The 20,263-nt window shown below is 62.7% G+C and carries 19 protein-coding genes and 1 tRNA gene; 10 read left to right on the top strand and 10 right to left on the bottom strand.

Annotation, left to right across the window (positions count from 1 at the left end; all coding sequences use genetic code 11):
* Positions 1–21: 21 nt before the first annotated feature.
* Together MKI86_RS21030 and MKI86_RS21025 are read right to left on the bottom strand one after the other, a co-directional pair.
* Entirely contained in the window at positions 22–1,260 is a 1,239-nt protein-coding gene (locus MKI86_RS21030; protein WP_241604978.1) for a saccharopine dehydrogenase family protein, read from the bottom strand.
* Positions 1,261–1,297: 37 nt separating this feature from the next.
* Positions 1,298–2,398 carry a carboxynorspermidine decarboxylase gene (locus MKI86_RS21025; protein ID WP_241604976.1) on the bottom strand — a complete coding sequence of 367 codons (1,101 nt, stop codon included), beginning with the start codon at positions 2,396–2,398 and terminating at the stop codon, positions 1,298–1,300.
* Between the two features lie 523 nt (positions 2,399–2,921).
* Here MKI86_RS21025 and MKI86_RS21020 point away from each other — a divergent pair.
* The gene (locus MKI86_RS21020; RefSeq protein WP_241604974.1) at positions 2,922–5,150 is read left to right on the top strand and encodes a heavy metal translocating P-type ATPase; all 2,229 of its coding nucleotides are present in this window, start codon (positions 2,922–2,924) and stop codon (positions 5,148–5,150) included.
* Positions 5,150–5,716 carry an SCO family protein gene (locus MKI86_RS21015; RefSeq protein ID WP_241604972.1) on the top strand — a complete coding sequence of 189 codons (567 nt, stop codon included), beginning with the start codon at positions 5,150–5,152 and terminating at the stop codon, positions 5,714–5,716. The genes MKI86_RS21020 and MKI86_RS21015 overlap by 1 nt, the downstream gene beginning before the upstream one ends.
* Before the next feature lie 46 nt (positions 5,717–5,762).
* Here MKI86_RS21015 and MKI86_RS21010 read toward each other — a convergent pair whose 3' ends face one another.
* Positions 5,763–6,179, bottom strand: coding sequence for a MerR family transcriptional regulator (locus MKI86_RS21010; protein ID WP_241604970.1), 417 nt, complete (start codon positions 6,177–6,179; stop codon positions 5,763–5,765).
* Between the two features lie 344 nt (positions 6,180–6,523).
* Here MKI86_RS21010 and MKI86_RS21005 point away from each other — a divergent pair, with 344 nt between their 5' ends.
* Both MKI86_RS21005 and MKI86_RS21000 read left to right on the top strand, forming a co-directional pair.
* Positions 6,524–7,567 (top strand): hypothetical protein, encoded by a 1,044-nt coding sequence (locus MKI86_RS21005; protein WP_370880032.1) that lies wholly within the window; start codon positions 6,524–6,526, stop codon positions 7,565–7,567.
* 16 nt (positions 7,568–7,583) lie between these two features.
* Complete coding sequence (locus MKI86_RS21000) at positions 7,584–8,333, top strand: L,D-transpeptidase family protein (protein ID WP_241604967.1); 750 nt, start codon at positions 7,584–7,586, stop codon at positions 8,331–8,333.
* A 73-nt stretch (positions 8,334–8,406) separates the two neighbouring features.
* Here MKI86_RS21000 and MKI86_RS20995 read toward each other — a convergent pair whose 3' ends face one another.
* A complete protein-coding gene (locus MKI86_RS20995; protein WP_241604965.1) occupies positions 8,407–10,968 on the bottom strand; it encodes a GcvT family protein in 2,562 nt (853 codons plus the stop codon).
* Between the two features lie 286 nt (positions 10,969–11,254).
* Between MKI86_RS20995 and chrA the strand changes: the two genes are divergently transcribed.
* From chrA to modC, 5 genes are all read left to right on the top strand, one after another.
* The gene (gene chrA / locus MKI86_RS20990; protein ID WP_241604963.1) at positions 11,255–12,664 is read left to right on the top strand and encodes a chromate efflux transporter; all 1,410 of its coding nucleotides are present in this window, start codon (positions 11,255–11,257) and stop codon (positions 12,662–12,664) included.
* 146 nt (positions 12,665–12,810) lie between these two features.
* Positions 12,811–12,957, top strand: a complete 147-nt coding sequence (locus tag MKI86_RS20985) for a DUF1127 domain-containing protein (RefSeq protein ID WP_241604961.1) — start codon at positions 12,811–12,813, stop codon at positions 12,955–12,957.
* A 528-nt stretch (positions 12,958–13,485) separates the two neighbouring features.
* Positions 13,486–14,259, top strand: a complete 774-nt coding sequence (modA, locus tag MKI86_RS20980; RefSeq protein WP_256465754.1) for a molybdate ABC transporter substrate-binding protein — start codon at positions 13,486–13,488, stop codon at positions 14,257–14,259.
* 203 nt (positions 14,260–14,462) lie between these two features.
* A complete protein-coding gene (modB, locus tag MKI86_RS20975) occupies positions 14,463–15,164 on the top strand; it encodes a molybdate ABC transporter permease subunit (protein ID WP_241604959.1) in 702 nt (233 codons plus the stop codon).
* Positions 15,161–16,234, top strand: a complete 1,074-nt coding sequence (gene modC / locus MKI86_RS20970) for a molybdenum ABC transporter ATP-binding protein (protein ID WP_241604957.1) — start codon at positions 15,161–15,163, stop codon at positions 16,232–16,234. The genes modB and modC overlap by 4 nt, the downstream gene beginning before the upstream one ends.
* Positions 16,235–16,237: 3 nt before the next feature.
* Here modC and MKI86_RS20965 read toward each other — a convergent pair whose 3' ends face one another.
* Both MKI86_RS20965 and aptA read right to left on the bottom strand, forming a co-directional pair.
* Entirely contained in the window at positions 16,238–16,597 is a 360-nt protein-coding gene (locus tag MKI86_RS20965) for a winged helix-turn-helix domain-containing protein (RefSeq protein ID WP_241604955.1), read from the bottom strand.
* A gap of 59 nt (positions 16,598–16,656) precedes the next feature.
* Positions 16,657–17,994, bottom strand: a complete 1,338-nt coding sequence (aptA, locus tag MKI86_RS20960) for an omega-aminotransferase AptA (RefSeq protein ID WP_241604953.1) — start codon at positions 17,992–17,994, stop codon at positions 16,657–16,659.
* 238 nt (positions 17,995–18,232) lie between these two features.
* Here aptA and MKI86_RS20955 point away from each other — a divergent pair, with 238 nt between their 5' ends.
* Positions 18,233–18,781 (top strand): cupin domain-containing protein, encoded by a 549-nt coding sequence (locus MKI86_RS20955; protein WP_241604951.1) that lies wholly within the window; start codon positions 18,233–18,235, stop codon positions 18,779–18,781.
* Positions 18,782–18,825: 44 nt separating this feature from the next.
* Here MKI86_RS20955 and MKI86_RS20950 read toward each other — a convergent pair whose 3' ends face one another.
* The 4 genes from MKI86_RS20950 to MKI86_RS20935 form a co-directional block, all read right to left on the bottom strand.
* Positions 18,826–19,014, bottom strand: a complete 189-nt coding sequence (locus MKI86_RS20950; protein WP_134649001.1) for a YegP family protein — start codon at positions 19,012–19,014, stop codon at positions 18,826–18,828.
* 135 nt (positions 19,015–19,149) lie between these two features.
* Positions 19,150–19,638: a hypothetical protein gene (locus MKI86_RS20945; RefSeq protein ID WP_241604949.1), complete on the bottom strand. Its 489-nt coding sequence runs from the start codon at positions 19,636–19,638 to the stop codon at positions 19,150–19,152.
* Entirely contained in the window at positions 19,635–19,922 is a 288-nt protein-coding gene (locus MKI86_RS20940; protein ID WP_241604947.1) for a hypothetical protein, read from the bottom strand. Before MKI86_RS20940 ends, MKI86_RS20945 begins: the two co-directional genes overlap by 4 nt.
* Before the next feature lie 190 nt (positions 19,923–20,112).
* Positions 20,113–20,186, bottom strand: a tRNA-Gln gene (locus MKI86_RS20935).
* Between the last annotated feature and the right edge of the window lie 77 nt (positions 20,187–20,263).

Here is a 20,263-nt window from a genome sequence, read left to right as displayed (position 1 = left end):
CTTGCGCCGGCCCCTTGAGGCTTAGAAGCTGACGGCGCGGTCGCCGTCTTCGTCCTGGATGCGCGTCGGCAGGCCGATGCGGTTCAGGAGGTTGATGAACGGCTTTGGCGGCAGTTCTTCCACATTGGCCATCTTCTTCACGTCCCACTCGCCGGTTGCGACGAGCATCGCGGCGGCGACGGGCGGCACGCCGGCGGTGTAGGAAATGCCCTGCGAACCGACTTCCTCATAGGCTTCCTTGTGATCGGCCACGTTGTAGATGAAGACGGTCTTTTCCTTGCCGTCCTTCAGGCCCTTCACATAGTCGCCGATGCAGGTCTTGCCTTCGTAGCCGGGCGCCAGCGACGCCGGATCGGGCAGCACGGCCTTGACGACCTTGAGCGGCACGACTTCCTGGCCTTCGGCCGTCTTGACCGGCTGCTCGGAAAGCAAGCCGAGGTTCTTCAGCACTGTGAACACGTTGATGTAGTGATCGCCGAAGCCCATCCAGAAGCGGACATTGGCCCCGTCCATGTTCTTGGCAAGCGAATGCACTTCGTCATGGCCGCACAGATAGGCGCGGCGCGTACCGACGACCGGCAGGTCGTAATCCTTGCCGATTTCGAACATCTTGTTCGTCTGCCACTGGCCGTTCTGCCAGGAGTAGACGACGCCGGTAAATTCGCGGAAGTTGATTTCCGGATCGAAGTTCGTGGCGAAATACTTGCCATGGCTGCCGGCATTGATGTCAACGATGTCGACGTCCGTCACCTTGTCGAGATATTCGTCCTTGGCGAGCTTGGCATAGGCGTTGACGACGCCCGGGTCGAAGCCGGCGCCGAGGATGGCGGTGATGCCCTTTTCCTCGCATTCGGCGGCACGCTTCCACTCGTAGTTACCGTACCACGGCGGCGTCTCGCAGATTTTGCCCGGCTCTTCGTGAATCGCGGTGTCGATATAGGCGACGCCGGTATCCATGCAGGCGCGCAGCACCGACATGTTGAGGAAGGCGGTGCCGACATTGATGACGATCTGCGCCTTTGTCGAGGTGATCAGCGCCTTGGTGGCTTCGATGTCCAGCGCGTCGAGCGCATGGCCTTCGAGAACGCCCGGCTGCTTCATCGCGTTCTTCTCATGAACGGACGCGATGATCTTGTCGCACTTCGCCTTGGTGCGCGAAGCGATATGGATGTCGCCGAGCACGTCGTTGTTCTGAGCGCATTTGTGCGCCACGACCTGTGCAACGCCGCCGGCGCCGATGATGAGCACGTTTTTCTTCATGTCCCGGAATAGCTCCTTCTGGGTTTGATGAGGGGATTTAGGAAAGGCTTGCTTCGTAGTCCGCATAGTCGAATTCGCGGACGGTGCGGATGCTGCCATCCAGTTCACGGATGGCAATCGCCGGCATTTTCACGCCGTTGAACCAGTTCTTCTTGACCATTGTGTAGCCGGCCGCATCCTGAACGGAGATGCGGTCGCCGACCTTCAGGCGGTTCTCGAAGTTGAACTCGCCGAAGATATCGCCGGCCAGGCACGACTTGCCGCAGACCATGTAGCGGTGCGGTCCGGTGTTGGGCGAAAGCTTGGCATTCTCGCGGTAGATCAGCAGGTCCAGCATATGCGCCTCGATCGATGAGTCGACGATGGCGAGGTCCTTGCCGTTGTTGAGGATATCGAGCACCGTCACTTCCAGAGAGGTCGATTTGGTGATCGAGGCCTCGCCGGGCTCGAGATAGACCTGCACGCCATATTCGCCGGCAAATCGCTTCAGCCGCTCGGCGAATTTTTCGAGCGGATAGTTCTCGCCGGTAAAGTGGATGCCGCCGCCGAGGCTTACCCATTCGGCCTTCTTCAGGAGCGGTGCGAACTTCTCCTCGATCGTGCCCAGCATGCGGTCGAACAGGTCGAAATCACCGTTTTCACAGTTGTTGTGGATCATGAAGCCGGAGACGCGGTCCATAACAGGTTCGACCTTTTTCACGTCCCATTCGCCGAGGCGCGAGAAGGGGCGGGCAGGGTCGGCAAGGTCGAAGCTCGATGAGGAGATGCCGGGATTGAGACGCAGGCCCCGCACGATGCCGGCCGCCTTGTCGGAGAACCGGTCGAGCTGGCCGATCGAGTTGAAGATGATCTTGTCGGCGTGGCTAATCACCTCGTCAATCTCGTAATCGGCATAGGCCACGGAGTAGGCGTGGGTTTCCTTGCCGAACCGCTCGTGCCCCAGACGCACTTCATTCAGCGACGAGGAGGTCGTGCCGTCCATGTAGTCGCACATGAAATCGAAGACCGACCAGGTGGCGAAGCACTTCAGCGCCAGCAGCGCCTTCGCGCCGGACAGTTCGCGCACCCGCGCGATCTTTTCCATGTTGGCGAGAAGCTTCGACTTGTCGATCAGATAATACGGCGTTGTAAGGGACATGCGGGACCTGTCTTGTGCGGTGGATGGCCGCCGGCTGAGACCGGCAACGCGACGAAAACGCGAAGAGGGAGGCGCAAACCGTCCGCTTCGTGTGGCTCAGGAAAGGGAAAAGCCGCTGTTACGGTATCGTCGTGCGGACACGGCGATGTGACAGCGCCTTGGCGCTGTTGCCCCGGTCGCGATACCTGGCGAGAAAGAGATTGGGCAGGCGTGACGTCTTCACCGGGCGCAACGATGCGGCCGGCGTAACGGCATAAAAGCCAGACCGTGCCCCATGGGCACTGATCGAAAAGCGTTCTTCCGTTCGGGGGGCATCCGAGCCCATCCCCGATTGGAAGAGGGCGTGCCAAGACATGGCGTCCTCCCCAACCAGCAGATGAAACCTGCAACAAGTGGCGCTCTCTAGCACAGGGCGGCCGGAAATATCAATGTGGCTTCGGTTGCGATTTTTTCGATTTCGCTCTTGCACCTCTAGTCGCTAGAGGTCGTAGACCATCCTCACGACAATGAAGAGGATTGTATGATGTCCGATATGAAAGAGACGCGGTTCCGGGTCGAAGGCATGGATTGCGCGTCCTGCGCCAGCAAGATCGATACGGCGGTGCGCCGCATGCCGGGCGTGTCCGACGTGTCGGTGTCCGTCACCGCAGGCACGATGCGGGTGCAGCACGATCCGTCGAGTGACCTCGACGCGATCCGCAGGAAGGTGTCGGGCCTTGGCTACGTCGTGACGCCCGGTGCCGCCCTGGCGGGGGACAAGCCCGCACCGGAACACGCACATGGGCCGAACTGCGATCATGCGCATGCGCACGAGCATGATCATGGACACAGCCATGACGTGAAGGCTGCCGCCATAGAAGGCCTGCACGGCCATGATCACGGCCCTTCGGAAGGTCCCTGGTGGAAGGGCAAGAAGGGTAGGCTGACCATTCTCGCCGGCGGCGCGCTTGTGGTCGCTTACGGCATCGGCCATCTCTTCCCCGCCATCGCATCCTACGCCTTTCTCATCGCCATGATCGTCGGCCTGGTGCCGATCGGGCGGCGCGCCATCATGGCGGCCCTTGCCGGCACGCCCTTCTCCATCGAAATGCTGATGACCATTGCCGCGATCGGTGCCGTTGCCATCAATGCGACGGAAGAGGCCGCGATGGTCGTCTTCCTCTTCCTCGTCGGGGAGCTTCTGGAAGGTGTGGCCGCCGGCAAGGCGCGTGACAGCATCCGTTCGCTTTCGACCCTCGTGCCGAAGACGGCGCTGCTGGAGGAGGACGGCCGCACCAAGGAAGTGCCGGCCGAGTCGCTTCCCGTCGGGGCGGTTATCCTCGTTCGCCCGGGCGACCGGATTTCTGCCGACGGCACGATCATCGAAGGCGAAAGCGCCATCGACGAGGCGCCGGTGACAGGCGAGAGCACGCCGGTCCGCAAGGAGGCCGGTGATGCGGTCTTCGCCGGCACGGTGAACGGCGATGCGGCATTGCGCATCCGTGTGACGGCGGCAGCCGCCGACAACACGATTGCCCGCGTCATCAAGCTGGTCGAGGAAGCTCAGGAATCCAAGGCGCCGACCGAGCGCTTCATCGATCGCTTCTCGAAATATTACACGCCCGGCGTCGTCGTGGTCGCCGCGCTCGTCGCGATCATCCCGCCGCTCGCCTTCGGCGGCATCTGGAGCGAGTGGGTCTACAAGGGGCTCGCCGTGCTGCTGATCGGTTGCCCCTGCGCGCTCGTCATCTCGACGCCGGCGGCTATCGCTGCGGCCCTGTCCGCCGGTGCCCGCCGCGGCCTGCTCATGAAGGGTGGCGCCGTGCTGGAAGGGCTGGGAAAGCTGACCGCCATCGCCTTCGACAAGACCGGAACGCTGACCGAGGGAAAGCCCGTCGTCACCAATGTCGTTGCCTTCTCGTCGCCGGCCGAAGAGGTGCTGCGCCTCGCCGCAGCTCTGGAGGCAGGCTCCAGCCATCCGCTGGCGCTCGCCATCCTCGCGAAGGCCGCCGAGGACGGCATCGTGCTCCCGGTCGCCACGGGCTCGCATGCGCTGGGCGGCAAGGGCGTCGCCGCGACGGTCGAGGGCAGGGACGTCTTCCTCGGTTCGCCGAAGGCTGCTGCGGAGCGCGTCGCTTTGTCCGCAGAGGTACAGGCTGCGACCACGGCACTCAACGATGACGGCAAGACTGTCTCCATGCTGATCGTCGATGGTGTGCTGGCCGGTGCCATCGCCATGCGCGACGAGCCGCGCGCGGATGCCGCTGCCGGCCTGAAAGCCCTGAAGGACCTCGGCATCAAGACGATCATGCTGACGGGTGATAATGCCCGCACGGCCAGGGCCGTCGGCAGCCAGCTCGGCATCGAGGTGCGCGCCGAACTGATGCCGGAAGACAAGCAGCGCATCGTTGGCGAGCTTCAGCGCGAAGGCTTCGTCGTCGGCAAGATCGGTGACGGCATCAACGACGCGCCGGCGCTCGCCGCCGCCGATGTCGGCATCGCCATGGGCGGTGGAACGGACGTTGCATTGGAAACCGCCGATGCCGCCATCCTGCATGGCCGCGTCGGTGACGTCGCGCTGATGACGGACCTCTCGAAGCGCACCATGCGCAACATCGTCGAGAACATCGTGCTCTCGCTCGGCCTCAAGGGTGTCTTCCTCGTCACGACCATCGTCGGCATCACCGGCCTGTGGCCCGCAATCCTCGCCGATACCGGTGCAACCGTGTTGGTCACGCTTAATGCGCTGCGTCTCCTCAGGCCGATCAAGTGATGCGGCGCAGGAAAATCCTTGGCCTCTGCGTGCTGGCCGCGATCGTCGGTGCGACGGTCGCGGCGCAGATGCCGACCGCCGGTCCATCGAAAGAACGGACCTTCACATTGATAAACGTCGACGGAACGCCGTTCGGTTCCGCCGACCTTGCCGGCAAGCCCTATCTCGTCTTCTTCGGCTTCACCCATTGCCCGGATGTCTGCCCGACGGCGCTGTTCGAGCTCAGCGGTCTCCTGAAAGACATCGGCCCGGCGGCGGATCGCATCACGCCGCTCTTTGTGTCGATCGATCCCGAGCGCGATACGGCGGAACTCCTGAAGCTCTACATGACGTCCTTCGATCCCCGTATCGTCGCGTTGCGGGGCGATGCGGCTCAGACGAAGCAGGCGGCGGAAGCGTTTTCGGCCACATACAGGAAGGTGGAAACGGTGTCCGACAGCTACACGATGGATCACACCGCCGGGCTGTTCCTTGTCCGCGCGGACGGGCGTCTTCAGGGCATGCTCGACATGCACGAGCCGCGCGCGGTCCAGCTCCAGAAACTGAAGCTGCTGGCCGAGACCTAAAGCATGTCCAGCCAAAGCGGTATCGCTTCGGCTTCGGATAATGCGGCTAGTCGTGCTCGTCGTGGCAAAGCTCGTGGTTGGCCAGCGCGCGGATGACGTAGCAGTCGCGCACCTGATCGGAATGGCAATGGCTTGTGATGCGCACCAACTCGGCTTCCAGCTTCTGGAGCCGTGCGATCTTGCGGCGCACGGCGGAAAGCTGTTCGGCGGCGATGCGGTCGGCATCGTGGCAGGGGCGCTCGGGATGCTGGCTGAGATCGATCAGCTCACGGATGGCGTCGAGGGTGAGGCCGAGGTCGCGCGCATGGCGGATGAAGGCGAGCCGGTCGCGTTCGTCGTTGGAGTAACGCCGCTGGTTGCCTTCGGAACGTTCGGCAGGCGCGATCAGGCCCATCTGCTCATAGTAGCGGATCGTCGGAACTTTGACGCCCGTTGCCCTGGAAAGATCGCCGATGGTCAGCATCGTTTCGCCTCGTCGCGTGCATTTGCTCACAGATGGACGCGAAGGGCGCGAAAATCAAGTTTTCCGGCTTTCCGTGCCATGCGGACAGCGCGCGGCAAGGTTCTGACGTTTTTTTGTACGTGCCGTGATCGTTGGACGAAAGAATGCCGCAAATCTGGGGTTGAAGCTCTGATGGCGAGAGGGTTTAAGCTCCTGCCAAACAAGGCCGGCCCTCAGCGTCGACCGCGGCATGAGGCCGCAAAAGCAACAAGATTAACGAAGTTCTAAGCAATCGCTTGGACTCTAGACGAAACCGGCGCCGCGCGATTGCGGCGCGTCGAACTTCCAACAACCGAAACAGACCCATGTTTGTGCTTCGCCCACGCTCCGATACCAAATCCGCCCGTCCGCGCCTTTCGCTGCTCGCGCGTCTCGCCGCCGCAACGGTTGCCGGTGGCCTGCTTGCCGGCTGCATGGCCATGGACGTCGCCTCGCTCGCGGAAGCGCCCAAGCTTTCCAACAAGGTGAAGGCGGAAATGTCGAAGAAGAAGATGCGGCCGGAAAGCCCCGTGCTCGTGCGCATCTTCAAACAGGAAAGCGAGCTGGAGGTCTGGAAGGTCGACGCCAGCGGCAAATACGCGCTGTTCAAGACCTACCCGATGTGCCGCTGGTCCGGCAAGCTCGGCCCCAAGATGAAGAGCGGCGACCGCCAAGCGCCCGAGGGTTTCTACCATGTCTCGGCCGGCATGCTGAATCCGAACTCGCAATATTACGTATCGTTCAATCTCGGCTATCCGAACCGCCTGGAATCGGCGCTCGGCTATACCGGCGAGGCGCTGATGGTGCATGGCGCCTGCTCGTCGTCAGGCTGCTACGCCATGACGGACCAGGGTGTCGGCGAGATCTACGCCATCGTGCAGAAAGCGCTGGAAGGCGGTCAGCAGCGTTTCCAGGTGCAGGCCTTCCCCTTCCGCATGACGACGGAGAATATGGCTAAGCATCGCGGCGACCCGAACATGCCCTTCTGGCGCACACTGAAGGAAGGCTACGACGCCTTTGCTTTCACGCGCCAGCAGCCGAAGGTTTCCGTCTGCAGCGGACGCTATGTCTTCAACCGCGAATTCGTGAATGGCGAGCCGAGCGATCCGCTCGCCCAATGCCCGGCCACCACCGATGGCGTACAAAATGACGTGATCGCGAAAATCGGTGCGGAACAAAAGAAGCTGGATGCGGCTTTCGCCGCTGCCACACCGGTTTCGAGCTTCGCCTATGTGGACGGCGGCATGCATCCCAGCTTCCGCTCGCTTCTGAAGCAGCAGGGCGCGAAGGGCATGGCATCACGCATCTCTCGCACCAAGTATCCGGTGAGCCGGCCCGATGCCGCGCTTGCCGATCCCTATGACAAGTAAGGTGTGAGGGCGTCTGTTGACATTTGAAAGCGTAACCCGCCGGTCTTTCCTCCTGGGCAGTGCCGGACTGGCGACGACGGTGCTGGCCGGCTGCACCACGGCGCGCGAAAGGGTCGAGGTCAGGCCTGAGCCCGTCGTCGATAACAGCATCTATGCGGCCATGTACGGGCCGAAGGATGACGAGCAGTTCCCGTTGCCCGCCATTCCCTACCAGAAGATCGATCCGCGCTTCTATCGCCAGATGGTGCCCAACCCGACCGGCGAGCGTCCCGGCGTGATCGTCGTCGATACGGCGAACCACTTCCTCTACCTGACCTATGAGAACGGACAGGCCATGCGCTATGGGGTGGGTCTTGGCCGCGCCGGTTTCGAATGGGCAGGCCGCGGCGTCATCCAGTACAAGCGCGAGTGGCCGCGCTGGACACCCCCGGACGAGATGATCGCGCGCCAGCCGGAATTGGAGCCCTACAGCGCCCGCAACGGCGGCATGGAGCCGGGCCTCAAGAACCCGCTCGGCGCCCGTGCGCTCTACATCTTCCGCGACAAGCAGGACACGCTTTACCGCATCCACGGCTCGCCGGAGTGGTGGACGATCGGCAAGTCCGTCTCCTCAGGCTGTGTGCGCATGATCAACCAGGATGTGGTCGATCTTTTCAATCGCGTGCAGAGCGGCACGCCGATCGTCGTGTTGGGTGCCGCCGCGCCCGCCATGGCGGCGGTCGATCAGCCGATGCCTGTCTATGATGAGGCCACGCCGGTTTACTGAAATTCGCCTGGCGCAATAAAAAAGGGCGTGCCCGCAACTGCAGGCACGCCCTTTTGCTTTTCCGCGAAGCCGCTTAGGTGCGGGGCTTCAGGTTTTCGGGGTCATAGAGCGGCTTGTAGCCGATGCTGACCACCTCGACCGGGTAGGTCTCGTCGAAATACGAGATGTTGAGCTTGCGGCCTTCCTGGCAATAAGCATGCGGCAGGTAGGCCAGCGCGATGTTCTTGCCGATGGTCGGGCCGAAGGCGATCGACGTCGTGTAGGAGCGGCGGCCGAGCTCGTCGATCAGCACTTCGCCGGTTTCCGGATCCATGACCGGCAGGTTGCCGAGCGGATAGCGCTTCACACCGTTTTTGTCCGTATTCTCGGTCATGACCAGCGTGCAGAGCATGGCGGGCTGATGGTCGCGCGCCTTGTACTCCAGATGCTTTGCCTTGCCGCGGAAATCCGCTTCCTTGACCTTCGGACGGGCCAGATCGGCCTCGATGAGGTTGTACTGGGTCAGGAGGTCGGCGTTCTGGAGACGCAGGCTCTTTTCCATACGGCGCGAGTTGGCGTAGGTCTCGACGCCGACGGCCATGGCGCCGGTGGAGCGCAGCGCATCCCATACGGCCAGACCGTCCTCGTACTTCATGTGCAGTTCCCAGCCCTGCTCGCCGACATAGGAGATGCGGAAGGCGGTGACATGCTTGCCGGCAATCTCGATCGGCTTGATGGCCGCGAACGGGAAGTTCTCGATATCAAGGCCGGCCGGATCCGCGACGACCTTCTTGAGGTTTTCGCGGGCATTCGGCCCCCAGATGCCGATGGTGATGTACTTTTCCGAGGTATCGGTGATGGTGACATCAAGGCCGCGATCTTCGGCAACGCGCTTCATATAGTGGAAGTCGCGCGGGCCGGCATCGGCGCCGTTCACGAGCCGGCAGCGGTCGGCCATGCGGAAGACCGTGAAGTCGGCGCGCACCATGCCCTCGTCGTCGAGGAAGTGGGTGTAGATGCCCTTGCCGATATTGCCGTCACCGCCAACCTTGGCGGCGCAGAGCCATTCGAGAAGCTCGACGTGATCGGGGCCCTCGATATCCACCATGTGGAAGTGCGAGAGATTGATGATGCCGCAATCCTCGCTCAGCGCGAGATGCTCGGCGTTGGAAACACGCCAGAAGTGGCGGCTGTCCCACTCGTTCTCACGCACCGGAACGCGGTCGCCATACTTTTCCAGCAGATGCTCGTTGGCCTTGTAGCCATGCGCACGCTCCCAGCCGCCGAGTTCCATGAAGTAGCCGCCAAGCTCCACTTCGCGCTCGTAGAAAGGCGAGCGCTTGACGCCGCGGCTGGAGGCGTAGGGCTCACGGTTGTGTACGGCAGGGAAATAAATCTTCTGCGCGGCCTCGAAGGTGCGGTTCTCGATAAACTTCTCTTCCAGCTGGTGCGGGTAGAAGCGCGAATAATCGATCGAGTTGTGGTCGATCTCCGTGCGTCCATCCGTCATCCAGTCGGCGATCAGCTTGCCGTAGCCGGGGCCGTCCTTGACCCAGATGGCGACGCAGTACCAGAGGCCGCGCACCTTCTGGCTTTCGCCGCAGGACGGGCCGCCGGCGGCCGAGACCTGGAGGAGGCCGTTGAAGGAATGGCTTTCATTGTAGCCGAGTTCGCCGAGGATCGGCGTCAGTTCCATTGCCTTTTCGAGCGGCTCGAGGATCTGCTCCATGTCGAGATCGCGCTGCGAGGGCGAAAGGCGGGCTTCGTTCTTCTCGAGAATGTCGCGCGGGTGGCAAAGCCGCGGATTGGTGGTTTCGTAGTAACCCCACTCGATCTGGCCGCCTTCCGTGGTCTTCGGGTCGCCGGTGTCGCGCATATAGGCCGAGTTGCCCTGGTCACGCAGCAGCGGGTAGCCGATTTCCTTGCCGGTGCCTTCGAATTCGTTGTACGGGCCGAAGAAGGTCAGCGGATGGTCGACCGGCATGACCGGAAGGTCCTCGCCGACCATTTCGGCGATCAGGCGGCCCCAGATACCGGCGCAGACGATGACATGGTCTGCCATGATGGTGCCACGATGGGTGACGACACCCTTGATGCGTCCGCCCTCGACGATCAGCGACTTTGCCGGCGTGTTCGCGAAGGCCTGCAGCTTGCCGGTCTTTTCGGCGGCATCGACCAGCTTGCCGGCAACGGTCTGCGAGCGCGGGATGACGAGGCCGGCATCCGGGTCGAACATGCCGCCCTGCACCTGGTCTTCCTCGATCAGCGGGAACTTTTCCTTGATCTCGGCGGGCGACACGTAGTGCGCTCGCGTGCCGAACGCCTTGGCGGAGGAAAGCTTACGCTTGATCTCTTCCATCCAGGCATCGTCGCCCGTTCGCGCGACTTCGAGACCGCCGATGCGGGCGTAGTGGCCCATCTTTTCGAAGAAGTCGATGGAATACTGTGTCGTCCAGACCGAGAGGTAGTCGTGGCTGGTCGTGTAGCAGAAGTCCGAGGCATGCGCCGTCGACCCGATGTCGGTCGGGATGCCCGACTTGTCGATACCCACGATATCGTCCCATCCGCGCTCGATGAGATGATGGGCGATGGACGCACCCACGATGCCACCCAAACCGATGATGACGACCTTCGCCTTTTGCGGAAATTCTGCCATTTGCTGGACCCCGATGAGAAATTTGAGGCTGATTTTAGGGCCTCGTTCTGCGCCATTGCAGCCTGTCTGCGACGGCGCCGCGACCAGTTCCGACAGTCGCCGGAATGGCAGTACGACCCTAGCCGATCGTCCCGCCGACGCAACGCAATTCATGGTGTCAGGCGTTGGTCGAGTTTTGTTCGGGCGCGCTTTTCTTTGGAAAACCATGCCGGTGCCGGGCATGTCACATTTGCTATACATCGGCAGGCTAGAGCGCGGATGCGCATAGACGGGGAGGGGCAAAAATTTGGCAGGCGATACGGCGGCCCGGACGGGCGCTCCGTCCAGCGACCACACGCACGGTGTTCCCATCGGCGAGGCGATCAGGGTCTGGGCTCGGGTGGCTGCGCTCAGTTTCGGCGGCCCGGCCGGACAGATCGCCGTCATGCACCGCATCGTCGTGGAGGAGAAGCGCTGGATCGGCGAGAGCCGTTTTCTGCACGCGCTGAACTACTGCATGCTACTGCCGGGGCCAGAGGCGCAGCAGCTTGCCGTCTATATCGGCTGGCTGATGCACCGCACGCTGGGGGGCCTGATCGCCGGCCTGCTGTTCATCCTTCCCGGTTTCCTCTCCATTCTGGCGCTGAGCTATGTCTATGTCGTCTTTGGCGATGCGAGCGTGGTGGAGGGGCTGTTCTTCGGCCTCAAGGCGGCGGTACTCGCCATCGTCGTGCAGGCGGTTTTCCGCATCGGCAGCCGTGCCCTGGTCAAGCCGGCAATGATCGCGATTGCCGGCGCGGCCTTCATCGCCATCTTCGCCTTCAAGGTGCCGTTTCCGCTTATCGTCGCTGCCGCTGCCTTCATCGGTTATCTCGGCTCGAAGTCCGGGATGCGGCTTTTCCGCGTGACCGCCGGCCATGCTGCCACGCGCGGCGCGGTGCTGCAGGACCGTGATTCGCTGCTGGGCGAGGCGACGCCGGCCCATGCCCGGCCTGATCTCCGTTGGTCGCTGAAGATATCGGCCGTGATTCTCTGTCTGTGGCTCGGCCCCGTCGCGCTGATCTGGGTCGTTGCCGGTGGCGAGAATGTCTTCACGCATATCGGCGTCTTCTTCAGCAAGATGGCGGTCGTGACCTTCGGCGGCGCCTATGCCGCGCTGGCCTATGTCGCGCAGGAGGCCGTACAGCACTATGGCTGGCTGCAGCCCGGCGAAATGCTGGACGGGCTGGGCATGGCGGAAACGACGCCCGGGCCGCTCATCATGGTGCTGCAATTCGTCGGCTTCCTCGCCGCGTATCGCGATCCGGGTGGCCTGAGCCCGATGGTGGCGGCGACATTTGGCGCGATCCTCACCACCTGGGTCACCTTCGTGCCGTGTTTTCTCTGGATTTTCCTGGGCGCCCCGTTCATCGAGAAGCTGCGCGGCAATGCGGCGCTGTCCGGTGCCATGTCCGCCATTACGGCCGCAGTGGTCGGTGTCATCCTGAACCTGGCGGTCTGGCTTGCCGTGCACACCCTCTTTCGAGCCGTAACCGTGCTGTCGGCCGGGCCGTTGCATATCGAGGTGCCGGTGCCGTCAACGCTCATTCTGCCATCGGCCTTTCTTGCTGCTGCGGCAGCTTTCGCGCTCTTCAAGCTCAAACGCTCCGTGCCGATGACGCTTGGCCTGTCTGCCTTTGCCGGGATTGGCTGGATCCTGCTCGCTGGCGGCGGCTGACCTGGTTTAACCCATGCGCTGATTGCATGGGTGGCGTGCGGCCTTTGCGCTGTACCGCAGTGCAGCATTGCGGTAAAACATACCCATCGAAAGACGCGGCGCCACGGATCGGTGCCGAACAGAGAGCCTCACGAAAGGGGATCATCATGAACATGGCACGTTCCTTCAGCAATTGGCGCAAATATCGTCAGACCGTCACCGAACTCGGCCGCATGACCGAGCGGGAACTCAACGATCTCGGTATCGCACGCTCGGATATCAAGCAGGTCGCCCGCAGCGCTGTCGGCCTCTGATCGAGAGGCCGCACGACGGCAGGAATTTGGAAACGCCCGCTCTCGAGCGGGCGTTTTTGCGTTGCGAAGACCACAGGCAGAAACGGGTCTGCCAAGGCACCTTCAGTCATTCGATAAGCGCATAGCGCATGGCTGCTTTGCAAAACGATGCCTATGAAATCATCAGGAATCGGATATAGTCATACCTATCGAAGCAACGTACCTCCTCCCACGAAGCTTCGATGTTTGCAGAAGGCCTACTCCTCCTCCCAAGGCCGACTGCGGGAATGGCGACACTCCTCCTCCCAGTCGCCATTCGGTTCTATCGGAAAGCCTGCCGCACCTCCTCCCGCGGCAGGCTTTTCCATTTCTGGCCCCGGCAACGCCGCTCCCTTTCTTTTCCCCGGATTTTCCTACGCTTCCCTCTGCCGGCCTTCTGCCCGCGTCGGCACCATTGTGTTCTCGAAAATATAACGCTAGCAAAATTGCAGGCAGCGATATATTCACCGAGATATCACGCTGCCGGAAGGTGGAAATGGGAGAACAGGAATGAACCGTCGTCTGCTTTTGAAATTCGTCGTCGCTGCCTTTGCCGCGCTGCCGCTTGCCATGCCGGCCGCGGCCGCCGAAAAGGTCACGGTCTTTGCCGCCGCCAGCCTCAAGAACGCGCTGGATGCGGCGAACGCCGCCTGGCAGGCGGAAAGCGGCAATGAGACGGCCGTCTCCTATGCCGCAAGCTCGGCACTCGCCAAGCAGATCGAAGCGGCAGCTCCCGCCGATCTCTTCATCTCGGCCGATCTTGCCTGGATGGATTATGTGGCCGAGAAAAAACTCATCAAGGATGACACCCGCTCCAACCTGCTCGGCAACCGCATCGTGCTCGTGGTGCCGAAGGACAAGGCGGAAGCGGTCGATATCAAGGAAGGTTTCGACCTGGCCGGCCTCGTGGGCGACGGCAAGCTTGCCATGGGCGCGGTCGACAGTGTTCCGGCCGGTAAATACGGCAAGGCCGCGCTCGAAAAGCTCGGCGTCTGGTCGTCCGTCGAGGGCAAGGTCGCAGGAGCCGAAAGCGTGCGCGCCGCGCTTGCGCTCGTGTCACGCGGCGAGGCGCCCTACGGTATCGTCTACGAAACGGATGCCGCCGCCGATCCGGGCGTTGCCGTCGTCGGAACCTTCCCGGAAGAAAGCCACCCGCCGATCATCTACCCCGTCGCCATCCTCTCGGAATCCCGGAGCCCGGCGGCGGCCGCCTATCTCGACTTCCTGAAGTCCGAAAAGGCCGCGCCGTTCTTTACCCAGCAGGGTTTTACCATCCTGAAGTAGGGTGAGCCCATTCCGTAGGCCAAGGCACGTGTTCCCGGTTGTCTAGTGGAGGTTTGCTCACCGCTTCGGGCTGCCCCTCATCCCGCTGCCGCGACCTTCTCCATGTAAGCGGGGAGAAGGTGCCGGCACGCGGATGATGGGCTTTCGCAACGCCGGGCTGGAAACTAGGGTCTCGGTCATCGAATTTTGCAAAGGAAAATGCCGTGGACTGGCTAGCGCTCAGCGCCGAGGAATGGACCGCCATCCGGCTGAGCCTTCGGGTTTCGTCGGTGGCGGTGCTCGTGAGCCTGCCGCTCGGCATTCTGGTGGCGCTGGCGCTGGCGCGCGGCCGCTTCTGGGGCAAATCGCTGCTGAACGGCGTCGTGCACCTGCCGCTCATCCTGCCGCCGGTCGTGACCGGCTTCATCCTGCTCATCCTGTTCGGCCGGCGCGGCCCGGTCGGATCCTTCCTCGATGACTGGTTCGGCATTGTCCTGTCCTTCCGCTGGACGGGTGCGGCGCTCGCCTGCGGCGTCATGGGCTTTCCGCTGATGGTGCGCTCCATCCGGCTCTCCATCGAGGCGGTCGACCGCAAGCTGGAGGAGGCGGCCGGAACGCTGGGGGCAAGTCCGCTCTGGGTTTTTCTGACGGTTACGTTGCCGCTCATCCTGCCCGGTGTGCTGGCCGGCATGATCCTCGCCTTCGCCAAGGCGATGGGCGAGTTTGGCGCCACCATCACCTTCGTTTCCAATATTCCCGGTGAAACGCAGACCCTGTCGGCTGCCATCTATACCTTCACGCAGGTGCCGGGCGGCGATCAGGGCGCGATGCGTCTTACGCTCGTTGCCATCGCCATTTCCATGGTGGCGCTGCTGGCGTCGGAAGTCCTCGCCCAGCGCATCGGCCGCAAGGTGCACCTCGAATGAGCCTCGTCGTCGATATCCGCCACCGTCTCGGCGAATTTTCGCTCGAGGCCGCCTTCTCCTCCGATGGCGGCGTGACGGCACTGTTCGGGCGTTCCGGCTCGGGCAAGACCTCGCTTATCCGCATCATCGCCGGGCTGGCGCGCCCTGCGGACGGCCGCGTCCAGCTCGATGACGACGTGCTGGTCGATACTGCCGGCCGCCGCTTCGTGCCGCCCCATCGCCGCCGTTTCGGTTATGTCTTTCAGGAAGCGCGCCTGTTCCCGCATCTGACGGTGCGCCGGAACCTCGATTACGGCCGCTGGTTCGCGCCGAAGGGCGCACGAACGGAACACCCGGATCGCATCATCGATCTGCTCGGCATCGCAAACCTGCTCGACCGTCAACCTTCCAATCTCTCGGGCGGCGAAAAACAGCGTGTCGCCATCGGCCGTGCGCTTCTGTCTTCTCCGCGACTTCTGCTGATGGATGAGCCGCTCGCGGCCCTCGACGAGGAGCGCAAGGCGGAAATCCTGCCCTATCTCGAGCGCCTGCGCGACGAGGTCGGCATTCCCATCGTCTATGTCAGCCACTCCGTCGCCGAGGTCGCCCGTCTTGCCGACAAGGTGGTGCTGATGGCCGCAGGACGCATCGAGGCCATTGGCCCCGCGTCGGACGTGCTGGGCGGCCCGCGCCTTGCCTCAACCATGGAGCGCCGCGAAGCCGGCAGCGTGCTGACAGGTCGTGTCGAGGCGCAGGACGCGGCCCACGGCCTCGCCACCATCCGCCTCGAAGGCGGCGCGGCACTGCTGGTGCCCGGCGCAAAGGTCTTGCCCGGCGAGGCGGTGCGCCTGCGCATTCCCGCGCGCGATGTCATGGTGGCGACGGTGCGCCCTGAAGGACTGAGCGCGTTGAACATCCTTGAAGGCACCGTGGAAGCGATCGAGCCGGACGGGGAGGGCATGGCCAGCCTGCGCATCGCCTGCGGCGGCGATCATGTCCGCGCTCGCATCACCGCGCTTTCGGTCGAACGCCTTGGCCTCACCCCCGGCCTGCCGGTTCATGCGGTCATCAAGACGGTGGCGTTGGAGTAGCCGTCACTCCGCCAGGTTGCCAATGATCCAGTCGATATCGTCGGAGAGGGCGGCCTGAGCCTTCTCTTCCATGGCGTGATAATGCGCGATCAGCGCCTCGCCGAACGGTGTCACCACCGCGCCGCCGCCCTGCTTGCCGCCGCGCTGTGATTCGACCACGGGTTCGCGAAACAGCCGGTTCATCTCGTCCACCAGAAGCCACGCGCGCCGATAGGACATGTCCATCGCCCGGCCCCCGGCGGAAATCGAGCCGGTTTCCCTGATATGCGTGAGAAGCGCAATCTTGCCACGCCCGATGCGACCCTCCGGCTCGAACTGGAGGCGGAAGATGAGTTTCGGTTCGCGCTTGCCGGCTGCTGACATGAAAAGGGCCCGTGCTGATGACGGGCCCAGATATAACAGCGTTTCTCGCGCTGGAAAGTTTATGCTGCGCGGTTCAACGCCTCGCCGAGGATCGAGACGATATCCTCGAAATGCTTCTTTTCGGCAATCAGCGGCGGCGAGAAGGCGATGATGTCGCCGGTCACGCGGATCAGCAGGCCCTTTTCGAAGCAATCGACGAAGACATCATAGGCGCGTGCGCCCGGTGCGCCGTCGCGCGAAGCAAGCTCGATGCCGGCGATGAGGCCGATCGTGCGAATGTCGATGATATGCGGCAGGCCCTTCAGCGAATGCATCGCCGCGTGCCAGTCGTCCTGAAGCTCCGCACCGCGAGTGAACAGGTCCTCGTCACGGTAGATGTCGAGCGTGGCGATACCGGCGGCGCAAGCGGCCGGGTGGCCGGAATAGGTGTAGCCATGGAAAAGTTCGATGGCATTTTCCGGGCCGTGCATCAGCGCATCGTGCACCTTGCGGCTCGAGAACACCGCACCCATCGGGATCGCGCCGTTGGTAAGGCCCTTGGCCGTGGTCACGAGGTCGGGCGTCACGCCGAAATAGTCAGTAGCGAAGGCCGCGCCCAGACGGCCGAAGCCGGTGATGACCTCGTCGAAGATCAGCAGGATACCGTGCTTGTCGCAGATCGCCCGCAGCTTTTCGAGATAGCCCTTCGGCGGGATCAGCACGCCGGTCGAGCCGGCGACCGGCTCGACGATGCAGGCGGCGATGGTTTCCGCGCCATGCAGTGCGACGAGGCGCTCGAGGTCCTCTGCAAGCTCCGCGCCGTGCTCCGGCTGGCCCTTCACATAGGCGTTCCTGGAGAGATCATGTGTGTGGCGCAGATGATCGGCGCCGGCAAGCTGCGGAAAGACGCGGCGGTTGTTGACGATGCCGCCCACCGAAATGCCACCGAAGCCGACGCCGTGATAGCCGCGCTCGCGGCCGATCAGGCGCGTGCGCGTGCCCTGGCCGATGGCGCGCTGGTAGGCAATGGCGATCTTGAGCGCCGTATCGACCGATTCCGAGCCCGAGCCGGTATAGAACACGCGGTCGAGCTTGGCGCCTTGCGGGCCGGGCGCGATTTCCGCGAGGCGCTCGGCAAAATCGAACGCAATCGGATGGCCCATCTGGAAGGAGGGTGCGAAATCCATCTGCATCAACTGGCGCTCGACGGCTGAGGCGATCTGCCGGCGGCCATGCCCGGCGTTGACGCACCACAGGCCCGCGGTGCCGTCCAGAACCTGCCTGCCGTCGCTACTGGTGTAATACATTCCTTCGGCAGCGGCGAGCAGGCGCGGGGCGGCCTTGAACTGCCGGTTGGCGGTAAACGGCATCCAGTAGCTGTCCAGCACCGGCGCATTGGGTTTGTTGTGCACGTTCATGGCGAAGTCCTCCAGGGCGGTTCCGGCAAGGAGCGTGGCGGTTCGTGGCCGGAACTGCGTGAAACGAAAGGGTAGAACTTTCCGCAACGCGAAAAGCGGAAATGCTCTGGCTGGAGGATTGTCGTCATGATTTGCAAGGCCGAACAAGTCCTTTTCTTGTTGACGCCAAGCGATTGAAAAGAAAGGATACGGAGAAGGAAAGTTTCGCTATTTCGAACATCTAGAACAGGCAGATGCCATGTCGGTCGATATCGGGGGCAGGCTGCGCTATCTGCGCATCGCTCACAACCTCTCCCAGCGCGAACTCGCCAAGCGCGCCGGCGTCACCAATTCCACCATCTCGTTGATCGAATCGAACGCCTCCAACCCGTCCGTCGGCGCCCTGAAACGCATTCTCGACGGCATCCCCATCGGCCTTGCCGAGTTCTTCGCCTTCGAACCGGACCGGCCGAAAAAGGCCTTCTACCGCGCGGACGAGCTGACGGAGATCGGTAAGGGTGGCATTTCCTACCGGCAGCTGGGCGACAACCTGTTCGGCCGCAGCCTGCAGATACTGAAGGAGTGTTATCAGCCCGGCGCCGATACGGGAAAGGTACCGCTAGTGCATGATGGCGAGGAGGGCGGCATCGTGCTGTCGGGCCGCCTCGAAGTGACCGTGGACGACGAGCGGCGCATCCTCGGGCCGGGCGATGCCTATTACTTCGAAAGCCGCCGCCCGCATCGCTTCCGCTGCGTCGGCCCGGTGCCTTGCGAGGTCATCAGCGCCTGCACGCCTCCGACCTTCTGAACAACAAAAAGCCCGCCGGTGGCAGGCTTTCTGAAGACGGCCGATCAGGCCTTGGGGGCGGTGTTGTCTTCCACCGGCGCGTCGGGGCCATTCTTCTTGATCGAATCGATGGCGTTCTGTGCGCTGGCCTTGCTGGAGTAGCCCTCCGTGGAGAACATCACTTCGCTGTTGTACTTGAAGCGAACACGAAACTCGCCGGCCTTGTCCTTGTAGATCTCAAACTTGTGCGCCATGGGCTTCCCTCTACGCAGTTGTGAATCAAGCAACCACAACGTGCCAGCCGCCGCCTGCGCTGACAAGAGGCCCATCCGTGCCGGTCCACCTGTTTATTAGAGATAAAGCAAGAAGAACGCCTCGTCTCGGCAGCGTTAAGGCCGAATGCTGGGAAGATCGGCGATTATCGAGGCGGGGTCGCAGGAGAGGCGGGTGACTTCATTGCCCTTCACGTCATTCGTGAAGGCATCCGTCGAATTGTAGACGCGGATTTGCGCGTCGCGGATGCGGTCGTCGAGGCGCTTATCCTGCGTCACGACGAAGGCATAGACGTAGTCGCCGCGCGCATAGCCCAGTGCCATGGTGAGATCCGTGGGGTGATCGACGTCGGTGTCCTTGGTCGAAAACCAGGTCGAATCGGTTTCGAAATACAGCTCCGCGGGCTGTGTTCCCACCACATAGGTATAATAGGCTTCCTTCTTGCCTGGATGCTGCGCGGGCTCGGCGATGCGGCAGAATTCCGCTCGGGCATCGCGTTCCGGGATGGCGCAGGCGAACTGCGTCTGCCAGGGCGGAACGCAGTTCGCCAGCGCGGGCGATGCCAGCAGCAAGGTTGCGGCCACAACCCAGGCGCGCCGCATCACGCGGCCTTTTTCTTTCGCAGCGAGAAAAAGGTGAGCGCAGCGGCACCCAGCCCGTAAAGGGCCCATTCGACAGGCAGAAGGTCCGCCGTTTCGCTGCGGATCGGCAGGTAGGCGACGGTGCCGGGCCGTGTCTCGAGGCCCGCCTTGCCCTCTGCCTTGGCCTGAGCGATCTCCTGGGGAGAAACTTCCCATTCCGCGCCGCTCCACTTGTCATACGCCATCTTTCCGGCCCCGACGACAACACCCACGACGGCGGCAATGACAAGGTTCTTGACTGTCGACATGCTTGATTTCCCTCATGATTCCGCAGGGAAAATAGCCACGACCCGCCGCGCCGGCAAGGCCAATATGACGTGGCCTGCCACTCCATAGAAGGAACGGCACAAGAAGGTCGCCATGACCGTTATGCCCAATACGGGCGTTTCCCGACCGGCTGGACGAAGTTTTTGGATGTGTGGTTTTCGGAAGAAAAATTGGCTGGGGAACCTGGATTCGAACCAAGATTAACGGAGTCAGAGTCCGTCGTTCTACCGTTGAACTATTCCCCAGCGTGGCTGTTCCCGGCTTGGCCGGCGCCTGTGAGGCGGGCTTATAAACAAAAGATGGCGAGATGCAAATGGTTTTT

The sequence above is a fragment of the Shinella sedimenti genome (genome assembly GCF_022601905.1).
Lineage (GTDB): Bacteria > Pseudomonadota > Alphaproteobacteria > Rhizobiales > Rhizobiaceae > Shinella > Shinella sedimenti.
Note: the sequence above shows the minus strand (reverse complement) of the source record. Positions and strands in the feature narration are given on the sequence as shown.